The following is a 14421-nucleotide window of genomic DNA, read 5'->3' as shown; positions in this document are numbered from 1 at the left end:
ACTTCCTTTCACAATGCCGGGATGCTCGTCAGCCCGCTCGGCAGGCGACAGCATCCTCGCGCTTTGCGAACGGTTTGTTGATCTTAGTCAATGGTGCGCGCCACGCGCGTGGATCAATGCGGCGTCACTGGGTGGATGACACCCTCGTCGCGACCGCGCGCCATACCTGCAATGAAGGCCCCTGAATCGTGAACTCTGCCGTCGATCATGGGCCCTCTTTCGAGACCGCCACCGGCCAGTGGATTCACCTCGTCGGCGTCGGAATCGAAATCTTCGGCGTGTTCATCATCGTCATCGGGATCATCTGGTCCGCCCGATACATCGTCGGGCGAAGCGTCGAGTCTCGCTACGACAGCTACAAGATCAGCATTGGACGATCGCTGTTGCTTGGGCTGGAGGTGCTGGTGGCAGCGGATATCGTGAAAACGATCGCGATCGAGCTGACCTTCGTGAGCCTCGGCCTGCTTGCGGGATTGATTGTGGTCCGCACTTTCCTGAGCTGGACCTTAACGCTAGAGATCGAGGGTCGCTGGCCGTGGCAACAGGATCAAGCCGGGAACACCAGAGGAAATCATTGAGGTTGCGCCGCTGGGTGTCTCGAAGGGGCTTGAGCTCCGGAATAACAATTACACAGCATGAGCTCCCGCAGCGACAGGCAGAAATAGACGGATTATCCCGTTTGCTCGCTCAATTATCCTACTCTGCCACGATGACGCACTCGACTTGTACCAGGACGACATGTGCGCAGTATCGAATGGGGGTGGCTATGGACCGATCTGCGCACCGTCGCTGCCAATGCCGCGCCGGTGTGGCATGGCCCGATCGATCAGCAGCGTATCGGTATACATGTCGAAACGCGCGAGCTTGCCGTCGGCAACGCGCCAGACATGCGCGAAGGGTGCGCGCATAGCCTTGCCCGTCGCCTTGTTGACCCCGGAATAGGCACCGAGGCTGACGACGCGATCCCCTTCGACGATGAAATCGTCAGCAACGGCGGAGAAATTGTCCCAGTCGCGCACCAGCGGTACCAGGAGCCGATCGAGAACCTCCTGCAGTTGGCGCCAGGTGCCGCTGTAATAGGGAAATCCCTCGGCCTCGGTCCAGTGCAGATCGGCATGTAACAGGCTTACAACCGTAGCTGCATCGGCCCGCGAAACGGCGTCGTAAAAAGCCCGGACTATTTGAACTGCTTTACTCATGGATCCTTACTCCATGTTTGGTCGACGATGTGGATTAGGTTGAAGGCGAAAGCCCTATTGAGCGCGAGAGATTGGCGGTGGCGATGCGGATCATGGCGAGCTCGGCTACGATCAGTGCGATGACAGCCAATGCAGCGATGGCCAATACCAGGAGGCGGCGGTCTATGATCATCCTGCCCGATTTTCGATGTGTCAGTCGCGAGCCGCGAGGAACCGAGCCACCGCCGTGGCGGTCTCGAAACTCCCCTCGGGATCGGGGTTGAGAAGAGTCGGCTGGAAGCGGATCTCTTCGACGTCGGTGACGCCGGCTTGGCTCAGCCAATCCCGCAGATAGGTCGAGTGATGATCGACACCGAAAGCCGGCGATGGCATCGACGGACCATAGGCGCCGCTCGTCAGCGCCAGCACCGCCTTCTTGTTCTTCAGCAGCCCGAAGTAACCTGCCTGGGGATCAAGGCCCCATAGCAGCCCCGGCTGATGAATCACGTCGATGTACTGCTTGAGACGATAGGGAATGCCCCCGTTCCACATTGGCACCGCGATCAGATAGCGGTCGGCGGAGATGAAGCGGTTGGCAACCGCCGTGATCTCGTCCCAGGCGGTCTTCTGTCGGCTCTCATGCGTCTGCCCGGTGATGACAGCGATCTTCGCAGCGACCTTGTCACCGTCGAAGTCGGGAAGTTTTTCCTGCGCGAGGTCGAGTGTGTCGACGGCGAGATCGGGAAGCCGCTCGCGTAACGCAGCGACATAGACATCTGCGACGGCGTTGCTCCTGGAGGCGGTGCCGCGCGGTGAAGCTTTGATGTACAGCAATTTGCTCATGGTTGCGCTTCTTGGTTGGAGTTGTCTGGTCGCGGATGGTCGACGAACTCGACGCGTCGCCGCTCAGCCGACGGCCGATGCGGCATCGGGAATGAAGACCGCCCTGATCTCGGCGGCGATTTGCGGGGCGTTTTCGTCGAGCACGAAGTGGCCGGCATCGAGCCAGACCAGCTTCGCGTCGGGCAGATCGTTCAGGTAGGCGCGTGCCCCCGGCGGGATGAAAAACGGGTCGTACTTGCCCCAGACGATCAGCGTCTTCGGTCGGTGCACGCGGAAAGCCGCCTGCCATTCGGGATAAAGCGCGACGTTGGTCTTGTAGTTCTCAAGCAGATCGATCTGGTAGTCCTGCGTGCCCGGACGATCGAGCAGCGCCTGATCGAGAATCCAGTTGTCGGGGTTGATCGCTTCGGGATCGCTAGCCCCGACCAGCCACTGAAATTTGGTGCCCTCCAGGCCGACGAACTCGCGCGCGGCCTTTTCCGTTTCCGGCGTGCGGTTCTCCCAGAGCGGCAGCAGCACCTTTTTCGGCGCATCGCCGATGCCTTCGATGTAGGCGTTGGTGTTCTGGATGATGAAGCCCCCCACCCGCTCGGGGGCTCGCATGAACAGGCGGAACCCGATCGGCCCGCCATAGTCCTGCATGTAGAGAATGTACGAATCGAGCTTCAACACCTCGACCAGGCCCGCGACGTGAGACGCCAGGTTGTCGAAGGTGTAGCTGAACGCGTCCCGCGACGGCGCATCCGAATGGCCGAAGCCGACGTAATCGGGCGCGACCAGATGGAACCGGTCGGAGAGTAGTGGCATGAGGTCGCGGAACATCTGGCTGCTAGTCGGCAGGCCATGAAGCAGCAGGATGGTGGGGGCGGAAGGGTCGCCGGCCTCGCGGTAGAAGATCTTGCGACCATTCACGGTCGCGTTGCGGTAATGGGTGCGGTTCATGGTCATTGGTCTCTCCTCGGCAGTTCGGACGCTGCGGGTCGTGCGCGGCTGCCCCGCTTTTCTGGTTTATGCCTTCCAAAAATTCGTGGGAGAGGATAAGTTTGAGAGAAGACCTCTCGTTTTATGGAAGGCCCTTGGATCGCCTGGAAGCCATGTCGGTGCTGCTTGCAGCGGCGGAGAGCGGCAGCCTCTCGAAAGCGAGCCGAGATCTCCGACTGCCGCTGGCGACCGTCAGTCGCAAGGTTGCGGAGCTTGAAGCACACCTGAACGCAACCCTGCTGATCCGATCCGCAAGGGGGCTTGAGTTGACGCCAGCCGGCCGTTCCTATGTCACGGCCGCGAAGGCGATCCTGGAGCAAGTGACCGAAGCGGAGCGCGCCGCCGCGGGCGAATACACCGAGCCGAAAGGAGACCTGGTGGTCACCGCGCCGATCATGTTCGGACGGTTGCATGTGCTGCCGGTAGTGAAGCGCTTCCTCGCCGCGTACCCCGACGTTTCCGTTGGATTGGTCATGACCGATCGAGTCGCGCACTTCCTGGATGATCAGATCGATGTCGCGCTGCGGATCGGCCCTCTTCCGGATTCAAGCCTGATCGCGACGCGTTTGGGCACGGTCCGACACGTGATTTGCGCAAGTCCCGACTATCTTGCTGCGAACGGTACCCCGACGACGCCCAACGATCTCGCTCGACACAGCGTGATTTCGTTTCAGAGCGTGTCCATATTGAGCACCTGGATCTTCGAATCCGAAGGCGCCGAGATCACTTCCTCGTTCCACTCACGCCTCAGCGTGAACACGATTGATGCGGCGATCGACGCGGGGCTCTCTGGGGCGGGCCTGGTCCGCGCGGTGTCCTACCAGATCGTCGACCACGTCCGCAGCGGCCGGCTGAAGCTCGTCCTCGAATCCTTCGAGCCGGCGCCACGCCCCGTGCATCTCGTCTACGACACGCAAAGCCGGCTGCCCCTGAAGCTGCGCGCCTTCGTCGATTTCGTGGTCCCGCGCATGCGCGAGCGATTGATAGACGCAGCTATTTAGAGCCGCATCGGAGTATGGAGGCTGGATCGCTGAAAGTTAGGCGACCGCGGCTGATAGATGTCTTCGTCAGGCCTGTAGGCCAATCCGCGTCCGACGCCTCCTACCCATGGGCGACGTCGAGTCGATGCAGATATCGACCGACGCTTTCCTCGCTCTAGGCCCTCTCGCCATCTGGCATGCGTGACGTTGTGCGCTCTATCGAATGGAACTCGGCACCCACGCCAGCAGCACGCGATCAGCAGCGGTATTTGTCGCTTTGAGCGCATCGATTGCTCAAGATCATGACTTGCAGGGGCTGGCTCGGCAGAGGCGCGTACCGGCGTGAGCCCCGTGACACCATTCCGATGGAAGTTACCGGATTGCGAATCGGTCCATCATGGGGACGACGCCAAATCGATGCGCTGGCATGCCGGCGTCAATGCGCTTTATCATCCCACGCATAACGAGGAAATTACCAAGACTTTCCAGTGCCTTAGGAAATTTTTCGCTCACGCGACAGAATCGGGCCAAACCGGGCCTATTCCCCTTTTCCGGGCGACTGTGCCCCACATTTGTGGGCAATTCGACGGGAATTGGGACTGTGACCGGCGTCACCGTGGCAAATCGGCGACACGCGACGAGGATTATGCACGTATTGCGCTCATTTGCGTGTGTTTCAATGGAACAGAGGGGGACACTTAACCTAAGCTAATCTACGTATTTGCGGTCCGCGGGCAGCACAATTTTTTATTCACCTACGGACGGGGGACTTCAAGGTGAAACGGCTCATTACTGCGACTGGCTTCTTGCTCGCCTTTGGCCAAGGTGCGGCTTTTGCTCAGGGGTTTTCGATTACCGATGCCCTGCATCAGGCGGTTCAAACCAATCCCGGCGTTGGCGAAGCTTCGGCCAACCGCCGCGCAACCCAGAGCGAGCTTCGCCAGACCCAGAGCACGTTGCTCCCGCAGGTCCGTGTTGATGCCAGCTGGGGACCAGAGAAATTCGATCAGAACTACTCAGGTGTCGCGCCGGTTGCCGGATTGACGGCACCGGTCACGGGGTCCGGGCCGTGGCGCAACGGTTCATCTGAATCAGTCGTTGTGCGGCAATTGCTATTCGATGGCTTCTCCTCAATCCACGACATCTGGCGGCAGACCGCGCGCGTGAACGCCGCGGCGTATCGCGTAAGGGAACGGACCGAGCTGATCGCGCTCGATGCTGCTGAAGCTTATATCGACGTCGCGCGGTACCTTCGCCTGGTCGCGATTGCGGAGCAGAACCTGGCAAATCACGAGAAGATCTTCTCGAACGTGAACTCGCGCTTCTCCGGCGGAAGGGCCGGCGAAGGCGACCTCGAACAGGCGCGGGAGCGCGTCGAAGCCGCACGCGCGGCGGTGGAGGAATTCCGCAAGAGCCTCGAGGACTCCCGCGCAAAGTATCGCAAGGTCGTCGGACTCGAGCCGATCAACGTTCGCTTCCCCGCGCCGCTTGGCGGCTTGCCGTCGACGCGGGACGAGGCGCTGGCGACGACGGTTCGCTTCAACCCGACGATCCAGGCTGCCCAGGCCGACGCCGATGCCGCAAAGCATGCATTCCGGACGACCGATGGTTCGTTCGTTCCGAAATTCTATCTCGAAGGGCGCGCGACCCACTACGACAACGCTTACCCCTATGTGGCCTCATCTGGCCTTCCCAGCGTCACGCATGAGGACTACAGCGGCAAGGTCGTGATGTCCTGGGACGTCTTCCGTGGCGGGCAGGATGCCTGGCGCCGGACCGAGTTGTCGGAGCGCTATGTGGAGAGCACCGCCCGGCACGCCCGGCTGCAGCGCGACGCGATCGAGTCGATCGACAAGGCTTGGGGCGCTCGTACCGTCACCGCCAGCCGTATTTCCGCCTTGACGCGCCAGCTCGAAGCCGACCGCAAAACCATTGCGGCATTCCAGAAGGAATATGAGCTGGGTCAGCGCTCGCTGATCGATCTGCTGAACGCGCAGAATCAATACTTCAACGCTCAGGTGTCGCTCACCTCCGCACGGGGCGTGGTCGTGTTCGCTGATTTTCAGCTGCTGGCCGCCATGGGCACGCTGCTCGAATACCTGAAGTCTCCGCCCCCGGTAGACTCGGCTCCGGTTGACCTCGTCGCGTTCAGCCTGCCGACCTACAAGGCGCCGAACTTCCGCTGGACGCTGCCGAAGACCGGTTCAGAACCGCTCGAAGTGGCCGTCCCGGCCCCGGCGCGTGCCGCGATGGCTTCTGCCGACGCTCAGCACGCCGACGTTCCCGGCTTCAAGGACCGCTGGCCCAAATGGTCGTTTGCCGCCTCCATGACCGGCGTGCGGGAGTGGTTGGCCCAGCGAAAGGGCGGCAGCGATCCGACAAGCCTTGACCAAGCCACGACGGGCCAGGCGACCGCTTACGCCCCGACCGGCAAACCGCATTGGCTGGCGACGGCGTTCAAGCCAGCGCAATCTGAACTGGCACGATAAGCGAGTACTGTACCGCCGAAGCAGAGGCTGCCCGCAAGATGCGGCAGCTCTGCAAGCATGAGCCCTTCGTCAAGGAAGAAGGCCGGCACAGGGCGAGCGCCCCGCCTGGCCTGATGGTTACGATTAATCGTTAAGTGCTCTGGGAACACTACGGTGATGACTCCAGGGGAAATTGGCCTATTTTGACGAGGTCCCCGGACGATCCGGGACCATTTCTTTCATTTTCACTTAAGGCCTTGGATCTTGTTGTTTCGCACCAAGCAGTCGGTGAAATCTGCCGATAACATTGACGCGGCTTCGAAGTCCGCCGGGACTGCGCAATTCGCTGCGAAGGACGCCGATCCCCTCACCGATTCCCTGATCTATCTGGCCGCCCACCATGGCCGTGCCATCACGCGCGAGGCCATGCTGAGCGGCCTGCCGATCCTCGACGGGCGTCTCACGGTCACCCTTTTCGGACGCGCCGCCAAGCGCGCCGGCCTCGAGACCGAACCGGTGCAGCGCCCCCTTTCGGACATTCCACCGCTGGTGTTGCCCGCCGTGCTCGTCATGAAGAATGGCACGGCCCTGATCCTGCTCGGCATCGACGAGAAGTCGGCCAAGGTCCTCGATCCCAGCACGAAGCCCTATGCTCCCCAGCTCCGCTCGCTCGATACGCTTGCGTCGAACTACACCGGCTATGCCTTTTTCGCCCGCGCGGCCGACGAGGCCGACGCGCGGGCGGTTGCCGCAGGCGGCGTTCCTCCACAGCACTGGTTCTGGTCGGTGGTCAAAGTCCACTGGCGCAGCTATGGCCACATCGCACTCGGCGCGCTGCTGATCAACGTCCTCGCTCTTGCGATGCCGCTTTTCACGATGAGCGTCTACGATCGCGTGGTCCCGAACGGCGCCCTTCCATCTCTCATTGCCCTGTCGGTCGGCATGGGGCTGGCGATCGCCTTCGATCTCGTCCTGCGCCTGGTCCGCAGCAAGATGGTCGATGTCACCGGCAAGACCATCGACGTCGTCCTGGCGGCCAACATCTTCGAGCACGTGATGGCCGTGAAGATGGCGCAGCGCCCCACTTCCGTGGGGATCCTCGCCAACCAGCTCCGCGATTTCGACTCGGTCCGCGAATTCTTCACCTCCGGCACCGTGGTTTCGGCAACGGACCTGCTGTTCGCCATCTTGTTCGTCGGCGTGCTCTTTGTCATCGCAGGTCCCCTCGCCTGGGTACCGCTCGCGATGCTGCCGGTCATGATCATCGTCGGCTTTGCGCTGCAGCGGCCGCTCAACCGCGCCAGCAAGCGCCTACAAGTCGAAGCCGCCGCGCGTCATGGCGTGCTGGTCGAAGCGCTCGCGGGCCTGGAGACGGTCCGCGCGATCGGCGGCGAGGCGCGCATGCAGACGGCGTGGGAGCGCTCGGTTGCGGCGACGGCGCGCTCCGGCGAGGCCGTTCACTTCTGGTCCTCGCTGGCGCTGACGATCGCTTATTCCGCGCAGACGCTGACTAGCCTGCTGCTGATCGTGATCGGCGTTTTTCTGATCCTGAATGGCAGCCTGACTGTCGGTGCGCTGGTTGCGGCGAACATGCTCGCCGGCCGGGTCCTGGCGCCGATCGCCGGCATCGCGTCGGTGATCACGCGCGGCACGCAGACCTTCTCGGCACTCAAGTCGATCGACCGGATCATGTCGCTCGAACGCGAGCGCTCGCCCGAGCGCAACTATGTCTCGCGCAAGATCGACAAGGGAACGATCAGTTTCGAGGACGTCACGTTCAAATATCCGACCGCTCCCGGAAATGCGCTGGAGAAAGTGACGTTCAAGATCGAAAGCGGTGAGCGCGTCGGCATCATCGGACGCGTCGGTTCCGGCAAGACCACGGTCGGTCGCCTGCTGCTGGCCTTGTACGAGGCACAGCAAGGCCGGATCCTCGTCGACGGCGTCGACTCTCGCCAATACGACCCCGCGGACCTGCGCAGCGGCATCGGCCTTGCGATGCAGGATACCGATCTGTTCTTCGGCAAGCTCCGCGACAACATCACGCTCGGCTATCCCGCCGCGACCGACGAGGAAGTTTTGGCGGCGGCGCGGCTGTCCGGCGTGGAAAGTTTCATCGCCGGCCATCCGATGGGCTACGACATGCTGATTTCGGAAGGCGGTCGCAGCCTGTCGGGCGGCCAGAAGCAGGCTATCGGCCTTGCCCGGGTGCTGATCAGGAAGCCGAAGATCCTCTTCCTCGACGAACCGACGGCGCATTTCGACGTTCGCAGCGAGGCCGAATTCCTCGAGCGTCTGAAAGAGCTCGGAGACGGGCAAATGACGATCGTCATCTCGACGCATCGACTGTCGCTTCTCGGAATGGTCGACCGCCTCCTGCTGTTCGACAACGGCCGGCTTGTGGCCGACGGACCGCGCGACAAGGTTCTGGCTCTGCTTCAGCGCAAGCCCGCGACTCCCGAGGCCGCTGCGGAGGCACGATTCGCTCAGGGCGCAACAGTTTCGCAGAAATCCAATGTCAACTGATTTTGCCTACGCCAATGATGTTCGTGCCGCGGTTCGGCTGAAGACGCCGCGCACCTCGCGCATGCTGCTGTGGACCTCCGTCTCACTGCTGGCATGCTTTCTGGTCTGGGCGCATTTCGCGGTCCTCGAGGAGGTCAAGCGCGGCAACGGCAAGGTCGTCCCCTCCCGGCAAATCCAGGTCGTTCAATCGCTGGAGGGCGGGATCGTCGGCGACATTCTCGTACAGGAAGGTGCCGTCGTCCAGCAGGGACAGTCCCTGATGCGCATCGATGATACCAAGTTCGCTGCCGAGTTCGGAGAGATCAGGGAACGTCGTGCGGCGATGGCCGCCCGCGTTGCGCGTCTCGAGGCCGAGGCCAAGGGCCGCACCGCGATCGCCTTCCCGGAACTGACCGATCAGGTCGCCCCTGCTGCGGTCGCGACCGAGACCAGTGTTTTCAACGCACGGGCCCAGAAGCTCGCGCAAGACGTCGACGTGCTCAGTCAGCAGATCACGCGGCTCACGCAATCGTCCGCGTTGCTCGATCGCGAGCTCGCGCTGACGCGCAAGCTCTACGACCAGAAGGTCGTACCTGAGATCGAGATGATCCGGCTGGAACGTCAGTCAGCCGAAGCGAAGGGCCAACTGGCCGAGGCCAAATCGAAGGCCACGACCATGGTCACGACGTTTCGCGCCCAGGCCGATGAGGACCTCGCCAAATCGAGGGGGGATCTCGCCGTGCTCGATGAGAACATCAAATCCGCCCAGGACAGGGTGCGCCGAACCGACCTTCGCGCTCCGGTCCGCGGCATCGTCAACAAGCTGAACATCACGACGATCGGTGCAGTCGTTCAGCCCGGCGCCAACGTCATGGATATCGTCCCTCTCGACGATACGCTGCTGATCGAGGGCAAGATCCGGCCGCAGGATATCGCCTTCATCCGGCCGAACCAGGATGCGGTGGTGAAGATCTCGGCCTACGATTCGTCCGTCTACGGACATCTCGACGGCAAGGTCGAGCGCATCAGCGCCGATACGATCCTCGACGACAAGGCCGAAGGAGCCCAGCGTCCGGAGACGTATTACCGGGTCATGATCCGGACCGACAAAAATCATCTTGGCACCGAGCAAAGCCCGCTGCCGATCATCCCGGGCATGGTGACCACCGTGGAAATCCTGACCGGCAAGAAGTCCGTGCTCGACTATCTCATGAAGCCGGCGCGTACGCTGCGTGACGAGGCGCTGCGTGAGCACTGAACGGCTCATCCTTAACGGCTGGTTACAGCGCCATTGCAAGCTGTAACCGTCGCAACAACCGCCTGTTGGCCGCGTTGGCGCAAACTGGCTCGGCCCTTCGCCAATTTAACGCGGCTTAATCCCGCCTCCCCGCAGACTGCGTCCCGATAACAACACGGGACGCAGACCAGCGCACAAGACGCTGACAGCCGTTCCCGGAACAGGGACGTCAGTCATGAAACCGCGTTTGGGGATGCGGAAGTCGGGCCCGTTTGCGCTTGCAACGGCGCTCTTTCTTGGTATGGGCAGCCTTGCCGCCCCCCTTGCCACGTCCAGTGCATTTGCCGACGAACTCACTGTCGTCGCGGAAGCCTCACAGGCCCGCAGCGATGGCCGTGAGACCGAGGTGACACATCCGCCGGCGACCTTCTTCACCATCAACGCGGTGCTCGCCAAGCTCGATGGCAAGCGTGCACGCCCGGCCGACCCGGTTCGGTTGGCCGCGCTGACGTCAACTCCGAGCCTGACCGACGCCCAGCCTGATATGAACCCGGCCCCCACGGTTGGGACCGAGGCGTTCGGACTGTTCACCTTCCGCGCGCCTGACGGCGTTCTCTGGCGCAAATGGCGCAGCGTCGCAGCCGACATGGCCAAGGATCAGGCTGTGCTCGACGGCTGCCGCTCCGACGCCGCGCATTGTCCGGCCCATGCCGCGCAATTCCTTCGCCTGATCAATGCCGTCGCAACGAAGTCCGGCCGGGCCCGGCTCGAGGAAGCCAATCAGAGCGTCAACCAGGCCGTTCGTTACGTGAGCGACCTTGCTCAGTTCGGCGAGCTCGATCGCTGGAGCGGGGCGCTATCGACCTTTGCCACGGGCAAGGGCGATTGCGAGGACTACGCGATTGCCAAATATGTCACTCTGCGCGAGGCCGGCTTCCCCAAGGAAGACCTGAGGATCCTTCTGGTTCGCGATCGCTCGGTCCGGCAGGATCATGCCGTGCTGGCGGCGCGTCTCGACGGCCACTGGCTGATCCTGGACAACCGCTGGTCGGTGCTGCGCGAGGATACGGCCGATCTGAACTTCGTCCCGCTGTTCGCGATCAATGACAGCGGCGTGCACATGTTCGCCAGGCCGTATGCGCAGATTCCGGCGATCGCGGCCGACGCGGCGCCCGCAGCCGCATCCGATACGACTGCGGAATGGGGCGGACTGGATCTGCCCCAGGAGCCGCCCGAGGAGCACGGCGGCGCGCTGGGCCGGCTGCCGCTGCTGCTCTGACGCCAAAGAAAAACCCGCCGGCGCCATGGCGCGGGCGGGTTTCGTTGGGTCGCGGCCTGACTAGACCGTGTGGATATTGGCTGCGGGAACGCCAGTGCCGATATGGGCAAGGTCGATGGCATGAGCCGCCGTACCGTCGGCCGAGAAGAACAGGTCGCCACTGGTGGTATTCAGGAAGAACTTGTTCGTGGTCGCGCTCTCGCTTGCGAAGCCCGCATTGTTGTCGGTTCCGCTCGCGAAATTGAAACCGGTGACAACCGCCGGCGCCGTGTCGAGCGTGAAGCCCGCGCCGATGTTGATATAGAGCTGGTCGCCATCGGCCGGCGTGAAATCGGTGATGTTGTCGTGCTCGGTGCCGTTGACGTACTGAATGACGAACTTGTCGGCCCCGTTGCCGCCGGTCAGCGTGTTGGTTCCGGCTCCACCGATCAAGGTATCATTGCCGCCACCACCGTTGAGAGTATCATTACCGGTGCCGCCATAGAGAATGTTGGCACCAGTATCGCCAGAAAGCGTATCATCGAATGTCGAGCCCATGATGTCGGGCGAAGTCGACGTCGCGCTCTTGCTGACACCCGATGCGCTCGCCGAGAAGTCCTGCGTCGTCGGAGAAGACGGCATCAGGTACACGTTGAGTCCACTCGTGGCCGTGTCACCGTCGCCATCCGTGATGGTTAGTGGAACAGAAATGTCGACAGGCTGCCCGACGATATTGGTGGTCGTGGTCGAAAACTGTCCGACCTTGAACGTATCGCCGGCTGCCCAACTGATCTCCAGACTGTTGAACTCATTCTGGGTGAAGATGCCGACCTCGGTTGTTGGCGAGCTGGGAATGCCTTGATTGTTGACCGTACCGCCGACGAGATGATTGACGTATACATCCGTCTCGCCGCCTGACCCAATAGCCGTTTGCAGCGTGAAGGTGTGACCGCCCACGACGACGTCGTGGTTGGTATTGGGCACATATCCCGTCACATCAAAGAATTCAGTATCGCCGTTGTAGCTGATCATCACCTTCGTGATCGAATTCAAGCTGTAGTCAGTGGCCTCGTTACCGACACTCCCGAAGCCACCACTGTTGAGCTGCGTATCGTGGTCGGTGCTTGCGACGAATTTCGCCTCGCCGTCACTGACCGAGGAGAACGTCGTGACCACCCCGTTGACGAGATAATGATGGCTGAAGTTGTGGTCCTCGTTCACTGGATTGCTGTAATCACCGGGATTGGAACCACTCGTCTTGGCCGTGGTCCCGGTAAGATTATTGACGAAGTCCAGACGGAGCGAATCGCCCGACCCAAGGGAGCCTCCGGAGCCGACGCCGCCAACCTGAGCGTTTGAGTTGATCGTGCTGGCCGGCGCACCATTGTGCTCCGGTGTGATCAACAGATCCGTATGGTTCGATGACGAGTCGATGAAGTCCGCCCAGGGATCATTGCCTCCGTTGAAGGTAAATCCGGTATTCGTCGAGAAGACGATGGACGTCGAACTCGTATCGACCGTGCCCGACATCGTAACGGTGTAGGTGTCGGCCGACAGGTTGAGATTGCCATCAAGGTTGAGCGCGATAGTGAACACAGTCGTGTCGCCGGCATTGAACGTCTGGCTTCCGTTCGTATCGAGGTAACCAGTCAACGTGTGACCATCTGCCGACACTGAATAAAGGATGTGCTGTCCACCTGAGGTCAGGCCGCTGTCGGCGTTGTTGAGAGAAGACGCGAACTTCAGCGTCCCGCCATCCGCGCCGTAGTTATTGTCGACGTTCGTGTCGATATCCAACGCGCCCGTGAAGGTCTTGCCCGCCGCATTGATCAGCACGGCCATGTCGGGGATGATGGCCGTCGGCCCGTCATCGTAGAAGTTGACTGTGAGTGCACTGGCCGACGTCGACGTCGCGACGTCGCCGTCGCCATCCGTTACGCTCTGCGTGACGTAGATCTTGCCGGTCAGCGCATCGACATCGTTCGGGTTGGAGGTGTTGGGCTGCTTCAGCGCCTCGTACAGCGCCACATCGAGATTGTTGCTGCCGTCCAGCCCGATCGCGAACGCGACCTTGCCGGCGGCATCGGCGAGACCACCGCTGGTGCCCTCGCGGCCCACGATCAGCCCGTTCTCGGTGAACAGGAAGATCTCGTGGCCCGTCGCCGTTGCCTGGATGCCGGAATCCACTCCGCTGATCGCGGCTCCGCCGGAGCCGGTCAGCGCGTAGCTCACCGATGCCTTGCCGTCCGCACCACCCGAAGAGGTATCGCTTCCGATCACCGAAGCGGTCGACTGCGCCCACTGGATCGGCGTGCCGTAGCCAACCGGGAACAGGCTCGGCACCGCACCGCCCTGGTCGTTCTGCTGGAGCCCGGCACTCTCGTCGATCGAGACCGTCGTCGCGCCCGCCGTGAATCCGGCGGTCGGACCATCATCGCGGAAGTTCACCTGATGGCCAAGGTCAAGTGACACCGATTCGTGGTCGCCATCCGCGTCCGTGATCGTCGCGGTCAACTGCACGATATTGCTGACATAGGTGTCCAGCGTGATGAGCTCGTTGTTGCTCGCCGTGTTGTTCTCGTGGATCGCACGGAACTGGGTCAGCGTGACGTCGCCCGCACTGGCACCCGAGGTCACCACCGACAGCGTGAACACGATCGGCCCCGTGGTCGCGGCGGTTGCTGCGGTCGTGCCTTCGCGGCCCACCACCTGCCCGCCTTCCAGGAACAGGTAGACGTGGTTGCCGGTCGCCGAGTCGATCAGCTTGGAATCGACGCCAACCGTGCTGGTCGCGCCCGAGGCCGCCAGCGTATAGGTGACCGACGCGCCATCCGCACCAGCGACCGAGTTGAACGCGCCGGCGAAGTGCTCCGTGTCCGTCGTCTGCGCCGGATGGGCAGAGTCCGAGCCCGTCGGCAGGCCGCTCTCGTCCACGCTCAGCGACACGGTCGTGCCGCTCAGCTGGATGCTC

10 protein-coding genes are annotated in these 14421 nt (G+C 62.1%); 6 read left to right on the top strand and 4 right to left on the bottom strand.

Going from position 1 to position 14421, the window contains the following annotated elements; all coding sequences use genetic code 11:
- Nucleotides 1-188 precede the first annotated feature (188 nt).
- Complete coding sequence (locus XH88_RS11015; RefSeq protein WP_271615383.1) at nt 189-578, top strand: DUF1622 domain-containing protein; 390 nt, start codon at nt 189-191, stop codon at nt 576-578.
- 186 nt (nt 579-764) lie between these two features.
- Here the strand turns inward: XH88_RS11015 and XH88_RS11010 are convergent, their stop codons facing one another.
- From XH88_RS11010 to XH88_RS11000, 3 genes are all read right to left on the bottom strand, one after another.
- Nucleotides 765-1199, bottom strand: coding sequence for a nuclear transport factor 2 family protein (locus XH88_RS11010; protein ID WP_271615382.1), 435 nt, complete (start codon nt 1197-1199; stop codon nt 765-767).
- A gap of 192 nt (nt 1200-1391) precedes the next feature.
- On the bottom strand, nt 1392-2021 hold the full coding sequence (locus XH88_RS11005; protein WP_271615381.1) for an FMN-dependent NADH-azoreductase: 630 nt from the start codon (nt 2019-2021) through the stop codon (nt 1392-1394).
- 63 nt (nt 2022-2084) lie between these two features.
- Entirely contained in the window at nt 2085-2969 is an 885-nt protein-coding gene (locus XH88_RS11000) for an alpha/beta fold hydrolase (protein ID WP_271615380.1), read from the bottom strand.
- Between the two features lie 128 nt (nt 2970-3097).
- Between XH88_RS11000 and XH88_RS10995 the strand changes: the two genes are divergently transcribed.
- The 5 genes from XH88_RS10995 to XH88_RS10975 all read left to right on the top strand — a co-directional run bounded on the left by XH88_RS10995 (nt 3098) and on the right by XH88_RS10975 (nt 11471).
- Nucleotides 3098-4003: a LysR family transcriptional regulator gene (locus XH88_RS10995; protein ID WP_271615379.1), complete on the top strand. Its 906-nt coding sequence runs from the start codon at nt 3098-3100 to the stop codon at nt 4001-4003.
- 755 nt (nt 4004-4758) lie between these two features.
- Nucleotides 4759-6471 (top strand): TolC family outer membrane protein, encoded by a 1713-nt coding sequence (locus XH88_RS10990; protein ID WP_271615378.1) that lies wholly within the window; start codon nt 4759-4761, stop codon nt 6469-6471.
- A gap of 285 nt (nt 6472-6756) precedes the next feature.
- Nucleotides 6757-8976 carry a type I secretion system permease/ATPase gene (locus XH88_RS10985; protein WP_271615527.1) on the top strand — a complete coding sequence of 740 codons (2220 nt, stop codon included), beginning with the start codon at nt 6757-6759 and terminating at the stop codon, nt 8974-8976.
- A complete protein-coding gene (locus XH88_RS10980; RefSeq protein WP_271615377.1) occupies nt 8966-10213 on the top strand; it encodes an HlyD family type I secretion periplasmic adaptor subunit in 1248 nt (415 codons plus the stop codon). The genes XH88_RS10985 and XH88_RS10980 overlap by 11 nt, the downstream gene beginning before the upstream one ends.
- A 214-nt stretch (nt 10214-10427) precedes the next feature.
- Complete coding sequence (locus XH88_RS10975) at nt 10428-11471, top strand: transglutaminase-like cysteine peptidase (protein ID WP_271615376.1); 1044 nt, start codon at nt 10428-10430, stop codon at nt 11469-11471.
- A gap of 60 nt (nt 11472-11531) precedes the next feature.
- On the opposite strand, the gene XH88_RS10970 is transcribed toward XH88_RS10975, so the two are convergent.
- A partial coding sequence (locus XH88_RS10970) for a DUF5801 repeats-in-toxin domain-containing protein (protein WP_271615375.1) occupies nt 11532-14421 on the bottom strand: 2890 nt, incomplete at its 5' end.

Origin of the sequence: Bradyrhizobium sp. CCBAU 51627, assembly GCF_028128765.1 — a bacterium.
In the GTDB taxonomy this organism is placed as follows: domain Bacteria; phylum Pseudomonadota; class Alphaproteobacteria; order Rhizobiales; family Xanthobacteraceae; genus Bradyrhizobium.
Note: the sequence above shows the minus strand (reverse complement) of the source record. Positions and strands in the feature narration are given on the sequence as shown.